Below are 15,783 nucleotides of genomic sequence, written 5' to 3'. Positions count from 1 at the left end.
CGTGAACTGTTGAGGACCGTACATGCCCCGGTCCACCGGATCGCGAAACGGGCAGGCGTCAGGTGAGATAAAGGTGCACCAGCAGATAGGTGGCCACAAAGGTGAGCGCGAACCCGCCCAGCGGACCGGTCATGTGCCGGGCCAGCCACAGCGTCGGCGCCTCACCGGCCAGCCGGCGGCCCGCCTCGCCGAAGTTCACCGCCAGGTCGACCAGGATCGCGGCGACCGCCGCGACCAGCCCGGTCACCGCGCCCTTGGCCGGGTTGAACGGGTAGACCAGCTGGCTGCCCAGCCACGCGGTGAAGAAGGTGCCGGCCATCGCGCCCAGCACCACGCCGGCCGCGCCGCGCGGCACCTGCGGGGCGATCCGCGGTTTCGGGAACACCGCGTCGGCCAGCCGGGCGACCAGCACCGCCAGCCCGGCCCCGGCGCAGCAGACCAGGATCGCCTGCGAGCCCAGGGACTGGCGGCTGAGCACGATCGGGATCGCGTACGCCACCACGCCGGCGACGATCAGCAGCGTGGTCCGCCAGGAGTCGCCGATCCGGTGCCGGTCCTCGGCGCGGACCGCCTGCGCGGCCAGCGCGGCCACGAAACCGCCGCCGGTGACGTAGAGCAGCGGGGTCAGCCCGGCGGTGTCCGCGGTGGCGGCCAGATAGCAGGCGACCAGGCCGGTCAGCCCGCTGGCCGCGGCGGTCAGCGAGGCGGCCGGCGGGCTCAGCGCCATGGTCCAGGCGAGCAGGCCGAGCAGCTGGATGCCGAAGAGCACGATCGCGTACGGCGTGCGCACGCCCGGCCCGGTGGTCAGCGTGCCGAGGATCAGCGCCAGTGCGAGCAGCGCCGCGAACCCGCCGATCGCCACCGACAGCTTGCGTCGGACCGGGACGACCTCGATCTCCTCGAACTCGTCGTCGAAGTCGTCGCCCGGCTCCGAGGTGGGCCGCTCGTCGGGCTCGTCGTCCGGCACGGCACCGTACATCCCGGCTTTGGGGCGGCCCGGGTTGAGGCGCGCGACGTCACGGGAGGCGTCGGCGTCCCAGGGGTCGTCCTGCGGCATGGAGGGGAACACGACAGCGATCGTGCCAGAGTCCGGCCCCCGGCCCAATCCGCCGCCCTATGTAAAAGGCTTGTTAAGAACCGGGCGTTATGCCACTTACCAGGCGTTCTCTGCGTCACTTGCGGGTTTGAACCGGTCGTCAGGACGGGTGGATCGGTTAAGGTAACGGCAACCCACCCGTCGGTGACGCCGGGCCCCAGTTCTCCGGGATAGCGGCTCTGAGCTGCGCATTCCGGGTCACCCGAGCGGCCGTCAGACGCCGCGAGGACGGAGGTGAGTGTGGAGATCCTTCTGTTGGTGACGGCACGTGCCGGTGAGCCATCCGCCGTGCTGCCCGCCCTGGACCTGCTTCCCCACTCGGTCAGGACCGCCCCGCGCGACGTGCGCACCCTGGTTTCCGGGCCGAGCCCGGACGCGGTGCTGGTCGACGCCCGCTCGGAGCTCTCCGAGGCGCGGGCCACCTGCCGCATGCTGCACGCCACCGGCATCGGCGTCCCGCTGATCGCGGTGGTCACCGAGGCCGGCCTGATCGCGCTGAACGCGGACTGGGGCGTCGACGACGTGATCCTGGCCAGCGCCGGCCCGGCCGAGGTCGAGGCCCGGCTGCGGCTCAGTGTCGGCCGGCTCACCAACGCGACCGCCGGCGCCGGCGGCTCGATCCGCGCCGGTGAGCTCAACATCGACCCGGACACCTACGCCGCGAAGCTCAAGGGCCGCCCGCTCGATCTCACCTACAAGGAGTTCGAGCTGCTGAAATTCCTGGCCCAGCACCCGGGCCGGGTGTTCACCCGCGACCAGCTGCTGCGCGAGGTCTGGGGTTACGACTACTTCGGCGGCACCCGCACGGTCGACGTGCACGTCCGGCGCCTGCGGGCCAAGCTCGGGTCGGAGTACGAGTCGATGATCGGCACCGTGCGTCAGGTCGGCTACAAGTTCGTGGTCCCGCCGTCCGGCCGGCAGCTGCCCGACAACGCGCCGGTGTCGCTGCCGGTCTAAGTTCGGTTCCATGCAGAGATTGCCCGCCGCCGAGATCGACGCTGTCCTGGCCCTGACCGAGGCGGCGGGCTATCCGCTCTCCGAGGATGTCGAGCTGCGCCTGCGCAACGGCGGCGGCGATCACCTCCTCGCACACGCCGCGGACGGCTCCCTGGCCGGCTACGCCTTCCTCGAGGACGGCGCCGGCGAGCTGGTCGTCCACCCGGCGCACCGCCGCCAGGGGCACGGCAGCCGGCTGCTCGACGCGGCCGGCCCGGGCGAGCTCCGGTTCTGGGCGCACGGTGACGATCCCGCCGCCCGGGCCTTCGCCGAGCGGCGCGGCTTCCTGCGCGACCGGGTGCTCTGGCAGATGCGCCGTTCCCTGCTGGAGCCGCTGCCCGACATCCCCCTGCCGGCCGGGGTGACCGTCCGCGGCTTCCGCCCCGGCTCCGACGAGCAGGCCTGGCTCGAGGTGAACGCGCGGGCCTTCGCCCACCACCCGGAGCAGGGCCGCTGGACTCTCGACGATCTGTTGCTGCGCGAGGGCGAGCCGTGGTTCGACCCGGCCGGTTTCCTGCTCGCCGTCGACGTGACGGACCGGCTGCTCGGCTTCCACTGGACCAAGGTGCACACCGACACCGACCCGCCGCTGGGCGAGATCTACGTGCTCGGGGTCGACCCGGCCGGGCACCGGCGCGGCCTGGGCGCGGCGCTGAGCGTGGCCGGGCTGAAGCATCTCGCCGGCCGCGGACTCGAGGTCTCCAACCTCTATGTGGACGAGTCGAACACCGCTGCGGTGCGGCTCTACCGGTATCTCGGGTTCGAGGTCCACCACGCGGACATCAACTACCGCCGCCCCGCTTGATAACGGCGCGGCCAAGGCAGTGTCTCGGTAGAGTCACGAGGTGACGGTATATCCGACATATCGGGTAGCAAGAGCGCGGTTCACTTAACGGACAACTACCCCTCAGGGCAAGGCCACCTTCTGGGGTCGACGAGTTCACCCCCAGTTCATGTGCGCCCGGCTCGCAGGTCATCTGGCACTCCTAGTTTTCCCTTCGAGCCGGTGAGCGACCGGCCCGCCTTGAACCCGAAGGGGACTACAACCGTGAAGTTCCAGCGGTCCGGTCTTGTTGCCGGCATTGCTTTGACTGCGACCATCGCGCTCACCGCGTGCGGCTCGGACAACACCGACACCAAGGGGGACACCGGCGCCGCCGCCCCGTCCGCCGGCACCTGCGTTGGTGGCACCCTGGCCGCTCAGGGCTCCAGCGCCCAGAAGAACGCGATGGCCGAATGGATCAAGGCGTACACCGCCTCCTGCTCGGCCGCCAAGATCGACTACCAGCCCACCGGTTCGGGCGCGGGCGTCAAGGCGCTGATCTCCGGTCTCGCCGACTTCGCCGGCTCCGACTCGGCGCTCAAGGACGACGAGCAGCCGCAGGCCGACGCCAAGTGCGCCTCGCCGGCTCTCAACCTCCCGATGGTCGTCGGTCCGATCGCGGTGGTCTACAACATCCAGGGCGCCGACGGTCTGCAGCTGTCGCCGAGCCTGATCGCGAAGATCTTCTCCGGCAAGATCACCAAGTGGAACGACCCGGCCATCGCCGCCGAGAACTCCGGCGCCAAGCTCCCGGACGCGACCATCGAGGCCGTGCACCGCTCGGACGAGTCGGGCACCACCGACAACTTCACCAAGTACCTCAGCAAGACCGCCGAGGGTGACTGGACCTACGACCACGCCAAGGCGTGGGCGGCTCCGGGCGGCACCGGCGCCAAGGGCTCGGACGGCATCGCCGCCAAGCTGAAGAGCACCCCGAACACCATCTCGTACGTCGAGCTCTCCTTCGCCGAGAACAGCGACCTGCAGAAGGCCAAGATCAAGAACGGTGCCGGCGAGTACGTCGAGCTCACCGGCGACGCCGCGGGCAAGACCATCGAGGGCGCGAAGGTCACCGGCAAGGGCAACGACCTGAAGCTGGACATCGACTACAAGACCGCGACCGCGGGCGCCTACCCCATTGTGCTGGCGACCTACGAGATCGTCTGCTCGAAGTACGCCGACGCCGCCAAGGGCAAGGCCGTGCAGGGCTTCCTGAAGTACACCTCCAGCGCCGAGGGCCAGAAGAAGCTGGCCGACCTGGGCTACGCCCCGCTGCCCGAGTCGGTCCGCACCAAGGTCGCCACCTCGGTCGCCGCTCTCTCCTGAACCACCCCCCGGTTCCTGAATCCCTCCGAGACGACAGCGAGCGCGTAGATGGGTGACTATCCCTCCCGCTCGGCGAACGCCACCGCCGGTGACCTGGGCGTGACTCCCCGTCACGCCCGGGGCGCCGGCTCTGGCGTGTCCCCGAGCAGTTACGAAGAGCCCCCGGTCGGTGGCGGCGGCGCCCTGCCCAAGAAATCCCGGTTCTCCATGGAGACCGGATTCCGCGGTCTCTCCCTGGCCGCCGGCACGATGGTGCTGGTCATCATCGTCGCGATCGCCGTCTTCCTGATCTCGAAGGCAGTGCCGGCCATCCGGGCCGACAAAGAGAACTTCCTGACCTACAACTTCTGGCGGCCGAACGAGGCCGAGCCGGCCTTCGGTGTCGCCGTCCTGGCCTTCGGCACGCTGCTGACCTCGGTCATCGCGCTGATCGTCGCGGTGCCGATCGCGCTGGGCATCGCGCTGTTCCTCTCGCACTACGCCCCGCGCCGGCTGGCCACCCCGCTCGGCTTCGTGATCGACCTGCTGGCCGCGGTGCCCAGTGTCGTCTTCGGCCTGTGGGGCCGTGACGTGCTGCAGGAGCCGGTGCGGGACTTCTCGGCCTGGCTCAACCACTACTTCGGCTGGCTGCCGATCTTCGGCGGGGACGGTCCGTTCGGACAGTCGATCATGCTCGGTGGCCTGGTCCTGGCGATCATGGTGCTGCCGATCGTCACGTCGCTGTCCCGTGAGGTCTTCCAGCAGACCCCCGGGATGAACGAGGAGGCCGCGCTCGCGCTCGGCGCCACCAAGTGGGAGATGGTCCGCACCGCGGTCCTGCCGTACGGCAAGCCCGGTGTGATCGCCGCGGTGATGCTCGGCCTGGGCCGCGCCCTCGGCGAGACCATCGCCCTGGCGCTGACCCTCGGCATCACCTGGCAGATCTCGTTCAACCTGATCCAGACCGGCGGCAACTCGATCGCCGCCAACATCGCCAACGCGTTCGGCGAGGCGAACGACACCGGCCGCGGCGCGCTGATCGCCTCCGGTCTGGTGCTGTTCGCGATCACGCTGGTCGTCAACATGACGGCGCGGGCGATCATCTACCGCCGCCGCGAGTTCCGGGACAGTGCCGCATGAGCATCGTGATGACGCCGGACAACATCCGCAGCAGGAAGTTCCCGGTCGCCGCCAACCTGGCGGTCGCCGTGGCCGCACTGATCGTCTCCGCCGTCGTGGTGCTCGGGACCGGCATCGGCAACTGGGTGCTGGTCGCCTTCCTCGGCGTGGTGTTCTACCTGGTCGGCCTCAACCTGGCCGCGTCCCGGGTGGAGGGCAGGCGCGCCGCCCGCAACCGGATGTGGCAGACCCTCATCTACACCGCCTGCGTGCTGGCCGTCCTGCCGCTGGCCTCGGTGGTGTGGACGCTGCTCGCCAAGGGCGTCGACCGGCTCGACGGCGACTTCTTCGGCTCGTCGATGGCGAACATCGGCGCCCGCGACGCGAACGGCGGCGCTTACCACGCCATCGTCGGCACCCTGGAGCAGGTCGGCATCGCCACCCTGTTCGCCGTGCCGCTCGGCGTACTCGGCGCGGTCTACCTGGTGGAGTACGGCCGGGGCCGGTTCGCCACCACGGTCCGCTTCTTCGTCGACGTGATGACGGGCATCCCGTCGATCGTCGCCGGTCTGTTCATCCTCTCCTTCTGGGTGCTGATCGTCAGCCCCTGGTTCAACAACGGGGAGCCGGAGTACTCCGGCTTCGCGGCCGCGCTGGCCCTGACCGTGCTGATGCTGCCGACCATCGTGCGCTCCACCGAGGAGATGCTGCGCCTGGTTCCGGGCCCGCTCCGCGAGGGTGCGTACGCGCTGGGCGTCCCGCAGTGGAAGACGATCCTCAGCGTGGTGCTGCCCACCGCGGCACCCGGCATCGTCACCGGCGTCATGCTCGCCATCGCCCGCGCGGCCGGCGAGACCGCCCCGGTGCTGCTGGTCGCGGGTGGCCTCGCCCGGATCAACTTCGATCCGTTCGCCGGCGGTCAGTCGTCGCTGGCCCTCTACGTGTTCCAGCAGGCGGGCGACGCCTCTAAGTACTCGCCGGCCCGGGCCTGGACCGCAGCGCTGACGCTGGTCGCCCTCGTGCTGATCTTCACGATCGGCGCCAAGCTGCTCGCCCGCCGCAACAAACTGACCCGGTAGAAGAGGTTCCCTCCCATGGCCAAGCGCATCGAGGCGAGCAACGTCTCGTCCTACTACGGTTCCTTCAAGGCGATCGACAACGTCTCGATGATCGTCGAGCCGAAGACGATCACCGCCCTGATCGGCCCGTCCGGCTGCGGCAAGTCGACCTTCCTCCGGTCGATCAACCGCATGCACGAGGTCCTGCCGAACGCGCGGATCGAGGGTCGCCTCACCATCGACGACCAGAACATCTACGACCCGGACGTGGACATCACCGCGGTCCGCCGCATGATCGGCATGGTCTTCCAGCGGCCCAACCCGTTCCCGACCATGTCGATCTACGAGAACGCGGTCGCCGGCCTCAAGCTCAACGGCGTCAAGAAGAAGTCGATCCTGGACGACGCCGCCGAGAAGTCGCTGCGCTCCGCGAACCTCTGGGACGAGGTCAAGGACCGGCTCGACCGCCCCGGCGCCGGCCTCTCCGGCGGTCAGCAGCAGCGCCTCTGCATCGCCCGCACCATCGCGGTCGAGCCGCAGGTCGTGCTGATGGACGAGCCCTGCTCGGCGCTCGACCCGATCTCGACGCTGGCGATCGAGGACCTGATGTTCAAGCTGAAGGACCGCTTCACGATCATCATCGTCACGCACAACATGCAGCAGGCGGCCCGGGTCAGCGACAAGACCGGCTTCTTCTCGATCGACAAGACCGGCGAGCCCGGCCGGCTGATCGAGTACGACGACACGCAGAAGATCTTCAGCAACCCGTCGCAGAAGAAGACCGAGGACTACATCACCGGCCGCTTCGGCTGAGGTCCGCCCGTTCAAAGGCGTCGATCTCCGTACGCGGCGATCGGCGCCTTTGTCGTCTCCTCAGAATCGCAGGGTCGCCGTGCCGTCGTCGGTGACCTCGATGCGGGGCATCACCGGGGTGGCCGCGTCACGGTGCACCGAGGCGGCCACCACGCCGTCGATCGTGCCGCCCGCCACGATCTGGTCCAGGGTGTGCCGGGTCGGCGGCAGCATCGGCAGATCCGCCGCATCCGCCGGATCGATCCACGCCGTGCGGTCCGCCTCCCCGGAGACGTCCCGGGCCTCCTGGGCCTCCGGCAGCAGAGCCACGAAGAACCAGGTGTCGAATCGTTTCGGCTCGAACTCCGGGGTGATCCACCGGGCCCACGGCAGCAGCAGGTCGTCGCGCAGCCGCAGACCCCGGCGGGCCAGCAGATCCGCCATCGTCAGCTCCCGGCGCAGCACCGCCGCCCGATCGGACTCCCAGGTGGGATCGTCGGCGTCGGCGACCGTGCGATCCGGCTCGGCGGCCGGGCCGGCCAGCACCACGCCGGCCTCCTCGAACAGCTCGCGGGCCGCCGCACCGACGACGGCGCGGGCCTGCTCCTCGGACACGCCGAGCCGCCGGGCCCAGTCGTCGCGCAGCGTCTCCGGCCGGTCGGTGGGGTCGACCGCGCCGCCCGGGAACGCGTAGACCCCGCCGAACGCCATCGTGGTCATCCGGCGCAGCACGTACACCTGGAAGCGGTGCCCGGCGGCCGGGCGGAGCAGCACCACCGTCGCGGCCGGCCGCGCCGGAACCGGTGGGCCGGCGAAATCGCGGGCGCGCTGCATCATCGCGGGCGGCAGGGGCATCGGCTCGGTCACCCGTCGATCCTTGCACCATCGCCCGCCTCACGGCAGCCAGCCGGCCAGTCCCGCCGGCGGAGGCGGGGGACAGGGTCCGGTGGGGGCGATACGGTACTGATCATGACGGGACAGAACGTTCGCTGGGGCATTCTCGGGCTGGGCGGGATCGCCGCCACGTTCGCCGCCGACCTTCCGCTGGTGCCGGGGGCGGAACTCGCCGCGGTGGGGTCACGCGACCAGAAGACCGCGGACGCGTTCGCGCAACGGTACGGGTTCGCCCGGGCGCACGGGTCCTACGCCGCGCTGGCCGCCGACGACGAGGTCGACGTCATCTACGTGGCGACGCCGCACGCCTACCACCACGCGGCGGCGCTGCAGTGCATCGAGGCCGGCAAGGCGGTGCTGGTCGAAAAGCCGATCACCCTGGACCTGCCGACCGCCGCCCAACTCGTCGAGGCCGCCCGGTCCCGCGGGGTGTTCCTGATGGAGGCCATGTGGATGCGCTGCAACCCGGCCATCCGCCGGGCCGCCGAACTCGTCGAAGAGGGCGCGATCGGCTGGGTCAGCTCGATCCACGCCGATTTCGGGCTGCAGGGTCCGTTCGCCGCCGAACACCGGCTGCGCGCGCCCGAACTCGGGGGCGGCGCGCTGCTCGACCTCGGCGTCTATCCGGTCCACCTGGCCCACCTGTTCCTGGGGCTGCCCAGCTCGGTGCAGGCCTGGGCGCACCTCACCCCGGAACGCGTCGACGAACACACCGGGATCCTGCTCGGCTGGCAGTCCGGCGCGGTCGGGGCCCTCACCTGCAGCATCAACGGGGCGAGCCGCAACGCCGCGTCGATCACCGGGACGGACGGGCGGATCGACATCCCGCCGGGCTTCATGGTGCCGCGGTCGTTCACGCTGAGCCGGCCGGACAAGGCGCCGGAAACGTTCGAGTTCGACTTCCCGGGCAGTGGCTACCAGTTCGAGGCGGCGGAGGTGCAGCGCTGCCTGGCGGCGGGGGAGCGGGAAAGCCCGCTGGTCAGCCAGACCACGACGCTCGAAGTCATGAACCTCCTCGACTCCATCCGCGAGCAGATCGGCGTCATCTACTGAGGCGCTCCGGATGCTCCCCGCCCCGCGGTGGGCGCGGCCTTCCGGCTGCCGTCGCGGGTTCGTCGCGTTGGGGTTGCCCGGCCGGGAAGTCGGCGGTTGATCTTCAGATCCGGCCTCGGCGGTTGATTCAGGAGAAGGCCGGCCGGACGATGGCATAGGCCAGGCAGGCGATCAGCGCCGCGCCCGGGAAAGTCGTCAGCCAGGCGATGATGATGTTGCCGGCCACGTTCCAGCGGACCGCACTGAGGCGTTTGGTGGCGCCGACGCCCATGATCGCTGAGGTGATCGTGTGGGTGGTGGAGATCGGCGCGTGCAGGACCCAGGCGTTGAAGTAGAGGACCGCGCTGGCGACCGTCTCGGCGGCGAAGCCCTCGGCCGGGCCCAAGTCGATGATCTTGCGGCCGAGGGTGCGGATGATCCGCCAGCCGCCGGTGTACGTGCCGGCGGCCAGCATGGTCGCCGACGCCCAGAACACCCACTCCGGGATGTGTGCAGCGCTGTCCTGGTAACCGCCGGTGTACAGCGCCAGGACGACGATCCCCATGGTCTTGGCGGCGTCCTGGGTGCCGTGGCCGATGGCCATCATGGCCGCGGAGACCGTCTGGGCGTGCCGGAAGCCGCGGTTGAGCCGGCCCGGGTGGCCGCGCCGGAACGTCCACATCAGGGCGATCATCGCGGCGAAGCCGAGGATCAGGCCGACGACCGGGGACAGGATCATCGGGAGCAGGACCTTGCCGACGATGTTGGCCCACTGCACGGAGCCGATGCCGGCGATCATGGTGGCGCCGACCAGGCCGCCGAACAGGGCGTGCGAGGAGCTGGACGGCAGGCCGAAGAACCAGGTGATCAGGTTCCAGGCGATCGCGCCGAGGACGCCGGCGAAGACGACGCCCAGACTCGGAATGCCCAGCGGGAGGGAGACCAGGCCGTCACCGACCGTCTTGGCCACCTCGGTGCCGAAGTGGGCGCCGATGAAGTTGCCGACGGCGGCCATGCCGAGCGCGACCCGCGGGGTCAGCGCGCGGGTGCTGACGCTGGTGGCGATCGCGTTGGCGGCGTCGTGGAAGCCGTTGGTGTAGTCGAAGACCATCGCGGCGACGATCACCGCCAGGACGGCGACGAGTTCCGGAGACAAGGCCTAGGACTCCTTGACCGCTATGGTCTCGACCGTGTTCGCCACGTGCTCGAACGCGTCGCAGGCCGCTTCCAGTTCGTCGGCGACCTCCTTCATCTTGAGCACGGTGAGCGCGTCGTACTCCCCGGAGAAGAGCCGGACGAGCAGCATCCGATAGGCCCGGTCCCCGTCGTTCTCCAAGCGGTTGATCTCGATCCAGTACTCCTCGAGACCCTTCATCGACCGCAGCCGGGGCATCGCCTCGGCGGTGATCTTCGCCTGCTGGTCGAGGACCGTGATCAGCTCGTGCATCTCGCGGGGCAGCGACGGCAGCTCGGTCAGGCCGTACAGGTAGAGCAGGTTGCCGACCGCTTCCAGGTGATCCATCACGTCGTCCAGCTGGGAGCCGAGCGAGTAGATGTCGGCCCGGTCGAACGGGGTGATGAAGGTGGAGTTGATCTTTTTGTACAGCTCGTGGGTGAGCGCGTCGCTGTCGTGCTCGACGTCGCTGAGCCGCTCGCTGACCGACTGGACGTCCACGCCGGGCAGAGCCAGCTCGTTGAGCAGCTCGGTCCCCTTCACCAGGTTGTACGAGGCCTTGGTGAAGAGGTCGTAGAAGACGCCCTCGACAGGACGGAATGAGAACTTCACGGCGCGGACCTCGATCGACGGGCTTTCGTTGGATCTCCGCACGCACTCTATCGGTCTATCCGGGTTCACCCACCGGACACGGGGCGCAGGTGCCGGACCAGAGCGGTGAGATCGGCGTCGGCGACCACGTCCACCCCGGCCGCGATCAGCTCGGACCAGACCGCGACCCGGGCCCGCCGCGGCCCCCGCGGCAGCCCGCTCATCCGCACCGCCCGCCCCTCGTCGTGGGCCTCGCGTACCAGCGCGTGCAGCAGGTGACGCTCCTCGGCGGTGATCGGCTCCCGGCCGTCCCAGCCGAACCGGCGGGTCCACGGCTCGCTCAGCGTGGGCACCAGGTCCAGCGGGGCGGCCGGCGAGCCCAGGTCGTCGAAACCGCCGTCGGCGAACGCGTACCGGACCGGTTGGGCGGCCAGCAGGTCCCGGACGTCGACGATGCCGGCCACCGTGACGGTCACCACGCCCGGCGTGATCTCACCGTCCGCGCCGCGGCTCAGCAGCGCGGCATGGTCGCGCAACTGCTGGTCCAGCATCCGGTAGGCGCGCAGCAGCGGCCCGGTGTCCCGGCTCTCCCCGGCGAACTCCACCACCAGCTGGAACGGGGTGTGCTGGTCGGCCCAGAGCCGTCCGGCGGTGGCCTGGGCGCGGGTGAACAGCGGGGCCAGCACCAGCCGGCGCAGGGTCCGGCCGGGCCGCGGATCGCCCGGGCCGAGGAACAGCTCGCCGTGCGGGCCCGGGGTGACCCGGACGGTCATCCCGGCCAGGCCGGCCCGCAGCACCATCGGCAACGGGTCGGTGACCCGGTCCGGGATCAGCGCGTGTCCGGTGGCCAGACTGCCGCGCGGGCGGCGGGCCAGCGCGATCGACATCGCGCCGCCGGCACCGGCCAGGCCGGCCAGGCTGCCCGCGAGAGTCGCCATGTCCTGCACGTGGTCACCACCCCAAAATAACCGAAAAGTCCGGTTCTACTGTGGCACAGGTGATACCCGACGCCGGGCATCCCGCGCAGAATTGCTCCATGCCGTCGGTCACCGCAGACGAGTTCGAGACCCACCGCGCCTACCTGACGGCGGTCGCCTTCCGGATGCTCGGCAACCGCGCCGAGGCCGAGGACGCGGTGCAGGAGGCCTGGCTGCGCTGCGCGCAGCAGGACGACATCCGGGATCCGCGCGGCTGGCTGACCACCGTCACCGGACGGATCTGCCTGGACCAGCTCAATTCGGCCCGGGTACGCCGTACGTCGTACCCCGGCGAGTGGCTGCCCGCCTTCGCGGTCGACCCGGACGCCGACCCGGCCCTGTACGCCGAACGCGCCGACCAGGTCAGCGTCGCCCTGCTGGTGGTCCTCGAACGGCTCAGCCCGGAGCAGCGGGTGGCGTTCGTCCTGCACGATGCGTTCGGCCTGCCGTTCGAGGAGGTGGCCGCGGTGCTCGACACGACGCCCGCGACGGCCCGGCAGCACGCCTCCCGGGGCCGGCGCGCCGCCGCCGACGGGCAGATCCGGCACAATGCCGGGCTGGCCGAGCAGCGCCGGGTGCTGCAGGCCTTCCTGCTGGCCGCGCAGAGCGGCGACATGCGCATGCTGGCCGCGGTGCTCGCCCCCGACGTGGTGTCGATCAGCGACGGTGGCGGCGTGGCCCGCAGCGCGCTGCGCCCGGTGCTCGGCTGGGAGAAGGTGGGCCGGCTGTTCCACGGCATCCTCACCCGCCGTGCCCACGAGGTGAGCGATCTGAAGGTCGACCCGGTGCTGGTCGAGGGCGGTGCCGCGATGATGCTGCGCGGCCGCTGGCCGGACGGGTCACCGTTGCTCTCGGTGATCACCGTGGCCGTCCAGGACGGCCGGATCACCGGGGTCTTCACCCAGCAGAACCCGGCCAAGCTGCGGCTAGACGACCTCTTGTAGGTGCTTGCGGTAATGCGTGGCGAACGGCTCGGAGCCGTCCCCGAGCCGGCCCATCAGCAGGCGGGCCGCCGCGTTCGCGTTCATCACCAGGTCGTCCGGGTAGCCGAAGAGCGTCCGGTGCTCGTCGAACTCGTCCTCGTCCCGGAGCTCGACCAGGCCGGACTCGCGACGCCGCACCACGTCCAGATCCAGGTCGACGATGTGCACCGTGTCACCCTCCCAGCGGGCCGGGGTGGTGATGTCGCAGTAGACCTCGCTGGTCCGCGGCGGCGGGTTGAACATCCCCGTCCACCAGGCGTGGTGCGGGACGAGCAGGACGAACGGGATCTGCTCCACCGACGGGCGGCCGTGGTAGACCGAAGCGGTGCCCTGGGTCACGCCGACCCAGATGCCCAGGTCGTCCTCGGCCAGGCGGCGGGCCGGATAGTCACGATGCGCCGAACCGTCGTACTTCGTGTAGATGACCCGGACCATCTCGCTCGGCATGGGTGCACCCTAACGGTGACCCGGATATGTCGGTGGTGCCGGGTACGGTTCGTGCGTGCCCGCAGCTACCAAGAAGAAGGCGACCGCCGGACAACTCCTCGCCGCGGCGGTCGGCGCCGTCCCCGGGGGCTCCGCCCGCCCAGGTCAGGAGGCCATGGTCGCGGCCATCGAGAAGGCCATCACCGATCGCGAGCACCTGCTGGTGCAGGCCGGCACGGGCACCGGCAAGAGCCTCGGCTACCTCACGCCCGCCCTGCTCGTCGAGGGCCCGGTGGTCGTCTCCACAGCCACCCTCGCCCTGCAGAACCAGCTGGTCGAGCACGACCTGCCCCGGCTCGCCGCGGCGGTCGAGCCGCTGCTCGGGCGAAAGCCCAGCTTCGCCGTGCTCAAGGGCCGGCACCACTACCTGTGCATGGCCAAACTCGAGCACGCCGACGAGCAGGCGCCCACCGACACGCTCTTCGACGACGCCCCGGCGCCCAAGGCCGGGCAGTGGCTCGGCGAGGCCGGCCGGCTCGGCAAACAGGTCGTCCGGATCCGCAAATGGGCCGACAAGACCCAGACCGGTGACCGCGACGAGCTCGACCCGGGCGTCGACGACACCGCTTGGCGCTCGGTCTCCATGCCGGCCCGTGACTGCGTCGGCGCCGCCCGCTGCCCCTACGGGCAGGAGTGCTTCGCCGAGGCGTCCCGGGTGCGCGCCCGCGAGGCCGACATCGTGGTCACCAACCACAGCCTGCTCGCCGTCGACATGCTCTCCGAGCGGCACATCATCCCGCCGCACAAGCTGCTGGTGGTCGACGAGGCGCACGAGCTCGCCGAGCGGGTGTCGTCGGCGTCGCAGGCCGAGCTCACCCCCGAGGCGGTCGAGCGGGCCGGCCGCCGCGCCCGCACCCTGATCCCGCCGGCCACCGCCGACGCGCTCGCCGAGGCCGCCGACGCGCTCACCGTCGGGCTCGCCGACGTGCCGCCCGGCCGGCTCACCGACGGCCTGCCCGACGGGCTGCGCCAGGCGGTCACGCTGCTCGAGTCGGCCACCCGGGCCGGGCTCACCGCGATCGGCGACGTCAAGTCCGACGACCCCGACCCGGTCCGCAAACAGCAGGCCAAAGCGGTCCTCGACGAGCTGTCCGGCACCGCCCAGCGGCTCCTGGAGGAGGACGAGTTCGACGTCGCCTGGGTGGAGAAATCCGAGATCGGCGCCGGGCGCAAGGCGCTCGTGGTGGCCCCGCTGTCGGTGCACGGCACGCTGTCCCAGGCGCTCTACGCCGACCGCACGGTGGTCGCCGCCTCCGCCACCCTCACCCTCGGCGGCCGCTTCGACACGGTGGCCCGCTCGCTGGGCCTGCCGGTCGCCGCCGCCGAGGACACCTCCGGTGACGGCTGGACCTCCCTCGACGTCGGTTCGCCGTTCGACTATCCCAAGCAGGGGATTCTGTACGTCGCGGCGCACCTGCCCCGCCCGATGGCCTCCGGGCTGCCCGACGCCGCCGCCGACGAACTGCTCAAACTGGTGCAGGCGCTCGGCGGTCGCACGCTCGGCCTGTTCTCCTCCCGCCGGGCCGCCGCCCAGGCCGCCGAACTGCTGCGCGCCAAGACCGACCTGCCGATCCTGCTGCAGGGCGACGAGACCCTGCCGATCCTGGTCCGCAAATTCCGTGAGGAGCGAAACAGCTGCCTGTTCGGGGTGATGTCACTCTGGCAGGGCGTCGACGTGCCCGGCGACGCCTGCCAGCTGGTGGTCATCGACCGCCTGCCGTTCCCCCGCCCCGACGAGCCGCTGGCCGCCGCCCGCGCCGCCGCGGCCGACGCCGCCCGCCCCGGCTCCGGATTCTCCTCGGTCAGCGTGCCGATCGCGGCGGTCCGGCTGGCTCAGGGAGTGGGGCGGTTGATCCGCTCGACCGGCGACAAGGGGGTGGTGGCGGTGCTCGACTCGCGGCTGGAGACGGCCCGGGGATATGGGTCGTTCCTGCGCCGATCGCTGCCACCGTTCTGGTACACGACGCGGTCGGAGGTGGCGATCGGCGCCCTCGAGCGTCTCGCCAAGAGCTGACTTCGGGAGCTGTCATGAAACAGATCGCCTGCACCCTTCTCGTCGCCGCTGACGGGTCGCTGTTGCTGCAGCTGCGCGACGACAAGGCGCCCTACTTCCCGAACGTGTGGGGGCTTCCCGGTGGCGCCGTCGAGCCGGGGGAGACACCAGCCGAGGCGGCGGCACGCGAACTCCGGGAAGAGGCGAGCCTGCAGGCCGACGAACCCCTGCGCCTGTTCGAGCGGCAGGAACTGCCCGCCGAGGGCCGGGTGAAGTACTACTTCCACGGCCACACCGCCGCGACGCAGGCGGACGTGGTACTCGGTGAGGGTGCGGCGATGCTGTTCGTGCCGGCGGCCGAAGTGCTGGACCGGCCGTTCACTCCGGGCAGCGCGGAGGTGATAGCCCGCTTCCTGGGCTCCGCGGAACACCGCGCGGCCGCCGGTTAGGGCCGGTGCACGGGG

At 70.8% G+C, this 15,783-nt stretch carries 16 protein-coding genes; 10 read left to right on the top strand and 6 right to left on the bottom strand.

The window, feature by feature from the left end:
• Positions 1-58 precede the first annotated feature (58 nt).
• Positions 59-1,057: a hypothetical protein gene (locus ACSP50_RS39335; protein ID WP_043513080.1), complete on the bottom strand. Its 999-nt coding sequence runs from the start codon at positions 1,055-1,057 to the stop codon at positions 59-61.
• Between the two features lie 279 nt (positions 1,058-1,336).
• Between ACSP50_RS39335 and ACSP50_RS39330 the strand changes: the two genes are divergently transcribed.
• The 6 genes from ACSP50_RS39330 to pstB all read left to right on the top strand — a co-directional run bounded on the left by ACSP50_RS39330 (position 1,337) and on the right by pstB (position 7,210).
• Positions 1,337-2,053 carry a response regulator transcription factor gene (locus ACSP50_RS39330; RefSeq protein WP_014694908.1) on the top strand — a complete coding sequence of 239 codons (717 nt, stop codon included), beginning with the start codon at positions 1,337-1,339 and terminating at the stop codon, positions 2,051-2,053.
• A gap of 10 nt (positions 2,054-2,063) precedes the next feature.
• On the top strand, positions 2,064-2,897 hold the full coding sequence (mshD, locus tag ACSP50_RS39325) for a mycothiol synthase (RefSeq protein WP_014694907.1): 834 nt from the start codon (positions 2,064-2,066) through the stop codon (positions 2,895-2,897).
• Positions 2,898-3,140: 243 nt separating this feature from the next.
• Positions 3,141-4,241 carry a phosphate ABC transporter substrate-binding protein PstS gene (pstS, locus tag ACSP50_RS39320; protein ID WP_014694906.1) on the top strand — a complete coding sequence of 367 codons (1,101 nt, stop codon included), beginning with the start codon at positions 3,141-3,143 and terminating at the stop codon, positions 4,239-4,241.
• Positions 4,242-4,289: 48 nt separating this feature from the next.
• Complete coding sequence (gene pstC / locus ACSP50_RS39315) at positions 4,290-5,360, top strand: phosphate ABC transporter permease subunit PstC (RefSeq protein WP_014694905.1); 1,071 nt, start codon at positions 4,290-4,292, stop codon at positions 5,358-5,360.
• On the top strand, positions 5,357-6,418 hold the full coding sequence (pstA, locus tag ACSP50_RS39310) for a phosphate ABC transporter permease PstA (protein WP_014694904.1): 1,062 nt from the start codon (positions 5,357-5,359) through the stop codon (positions 6,416-6,418). Before pstC ends, pstA begins: the two co-directional genes overlap by 4 nt.
• Before the next feature lie 15 nt (positions 6,419-6,433).
• Positions 6,434-7,210: a phosphate ABC transporter ATP-binding protein PstB gene (pstB, locus tag ACSP50_RS39305; protein WP_014694903.1), complete on the top strand. Its 777-nt coding sequence runs from the start codon at positions 6,434-6,436 to the stop codon at positions 7,208-7,210.
• 60 nt (positions 7,211-7,270) lie between these two features.
• On the opposite strand, the gene ACSP50_RS39300 is transcribed toward pstB, so the two are convergent.
• Positions 7,271-8,044 carry an NUDIX hydrolase gene (locus ACSP50_RS39300; protein ID WP_043516374.1) on the bottom strand — a complete coding sequence of 258 codons (774 nt, stop codon included), beginning with the start codon at positions 8,042-8,044 and terminating at the stop codon, positions 7,271-7,273.
• Between the two features lie 114 nt (positions 8,045-8,158).
• Between ACSP50_RS39300 and ACSP50_RS39295 the strand changes: the two genes are divergently transcribed.
• The gene (locus ACSP50_RS39295; RefSeq protein WP_014694901.1) at positions 8,159-9,136 is read left to right on the top strand and encodes a Gfo/Idh/MocA family protein; all 978 of its coding nucleotides are present in this window, start codon (positions 8,159-8,161) and stop codon (positions 9,134-9,136) included.
• Positions 9,137-9,263: 127 nt separating this feature from the next.
• Here the strand turns inward: ACSP50_RS39295 and ACSP50_RS39290 are convergent, their stop codons facing one another.
• The 3 genes from ACSP50_RS39290 to ACSP50_RS39280 form a co-directional block, all read right to left on the bottom strand.
• The gene (locus tag ACSP50_RS39290) at positions 9,264-10,271 is read right to left on the bottom strand and encodes an inorganic phosphate transporter (protein WP_014694900.1); all 1,008 of its coding nucleotides are present in this window, start codon (positions 10,269-10,271) and stop codon (positions 9,264-9,266) included.
• A gap of 3 nt (positions 10,272-10,274) precedes the next feature.
• Positions 10,275-10,901 (bottom strand): DUF47 domain-containing protein, encoded by a 627-nt coding sequence (locus ACSP50_RS39285; RefSeq protein ID WP_014694899.1) that lies wholly within the window; start codon positions 10,899-10,901, stop codon positions 10,275-10,277.
• A 65-nt stretch (positions 10,902-10,966) separates the two neighbouring features.
• A complete protein-coding gene (locus ACSP50_RS39280) occupies positions 10,967-11,818 on the bottom strand; it encodes a hypothetical protein (protein WP_014694898.1) in 852 nt (283 codons plus the stop codon).
• A gap of 98 nt (positions 11,819-11,916) precedes the next feature.
• On the opposite strand from ACSP50_RS39280, the gene sigJ reads away from it, so the two are divergent.
• The gene (gene sigJ / locus ACSP50_RS39275) at positions 11,917-12,801 is read left to right on the top strand and encodes an RNA polymerase sigma factor SigJ (protein ID WP_014694897.1); all 885 of its coding nucleotides are present in this window, start codon (positions 11,917-11,919) and stop codon (positions 12,799-12,801) included.
• On the opposite strand, the gene ACSP50_RS39270 is transcribed toward sigJ, so the two are convergent.
• Entirely contained in the window at positions 12,784-13,287 is a 504-nt protein-coding gene (locus ACSP50_RS39270) for a DUF402 domain-containing protein (RefSeq protein WP_014694896.1), read from the bottom strand. The two genes, sigJ and ACSP50_RS39270, sit on opposite strands and share 18 nt — an antisense overlap.
• A gap of 154 nt (positions 13,288-13,441) precedes the next feature.
• Here ACSP50_RS39270 and ACSP50_RS39265 point away from each other — a divergent pair, with 154 nt between their 5' ends.
• Together ACSP50_RS39265 and ACSP50_RS39260 are read left to right on the top strand one after the other, a co-directional pair.
• Positions 13,442-15,340: an ATP-dependent DNA helicase gene (locus tag ACSP50_RS39265; RefSeq protein WP_014694895.1), complete on the top strand. Its 1,899-nt coding sequence runs from the start codon at positions 13,442-13,444 to the stop codon at positions 15,338-15,340.
• 14 nt (positions 15,341-15,354) lie between these two features.
• Complete coding sequence (locus ACSP50_RS39260; RefSeq protein ID WP_014694894.1) at positions 15,355-15,768, top strand: NUDIX domain-containing protein; 414 nt, start codon at positions 15,355-15,357, stop codon at positions 15,766-15,768.
• Positions 15,769-15,783 lie beyond the last annotated feature (15 nt).

The sequence above is a fragment of the Actinoplanes sp. SE50/110 genome (genome assembly GCF_900119315.1).
Lineage (GTDB): Bacteria > Actinomycetota > Actinomycetes > Mycobacteriales > Micromonosporaceae > Actinoplanes.
Note: the sequence above shows the minus strand (reverse complement) of the source record. Positions and strands in the feature narration are given on the sequence as shown.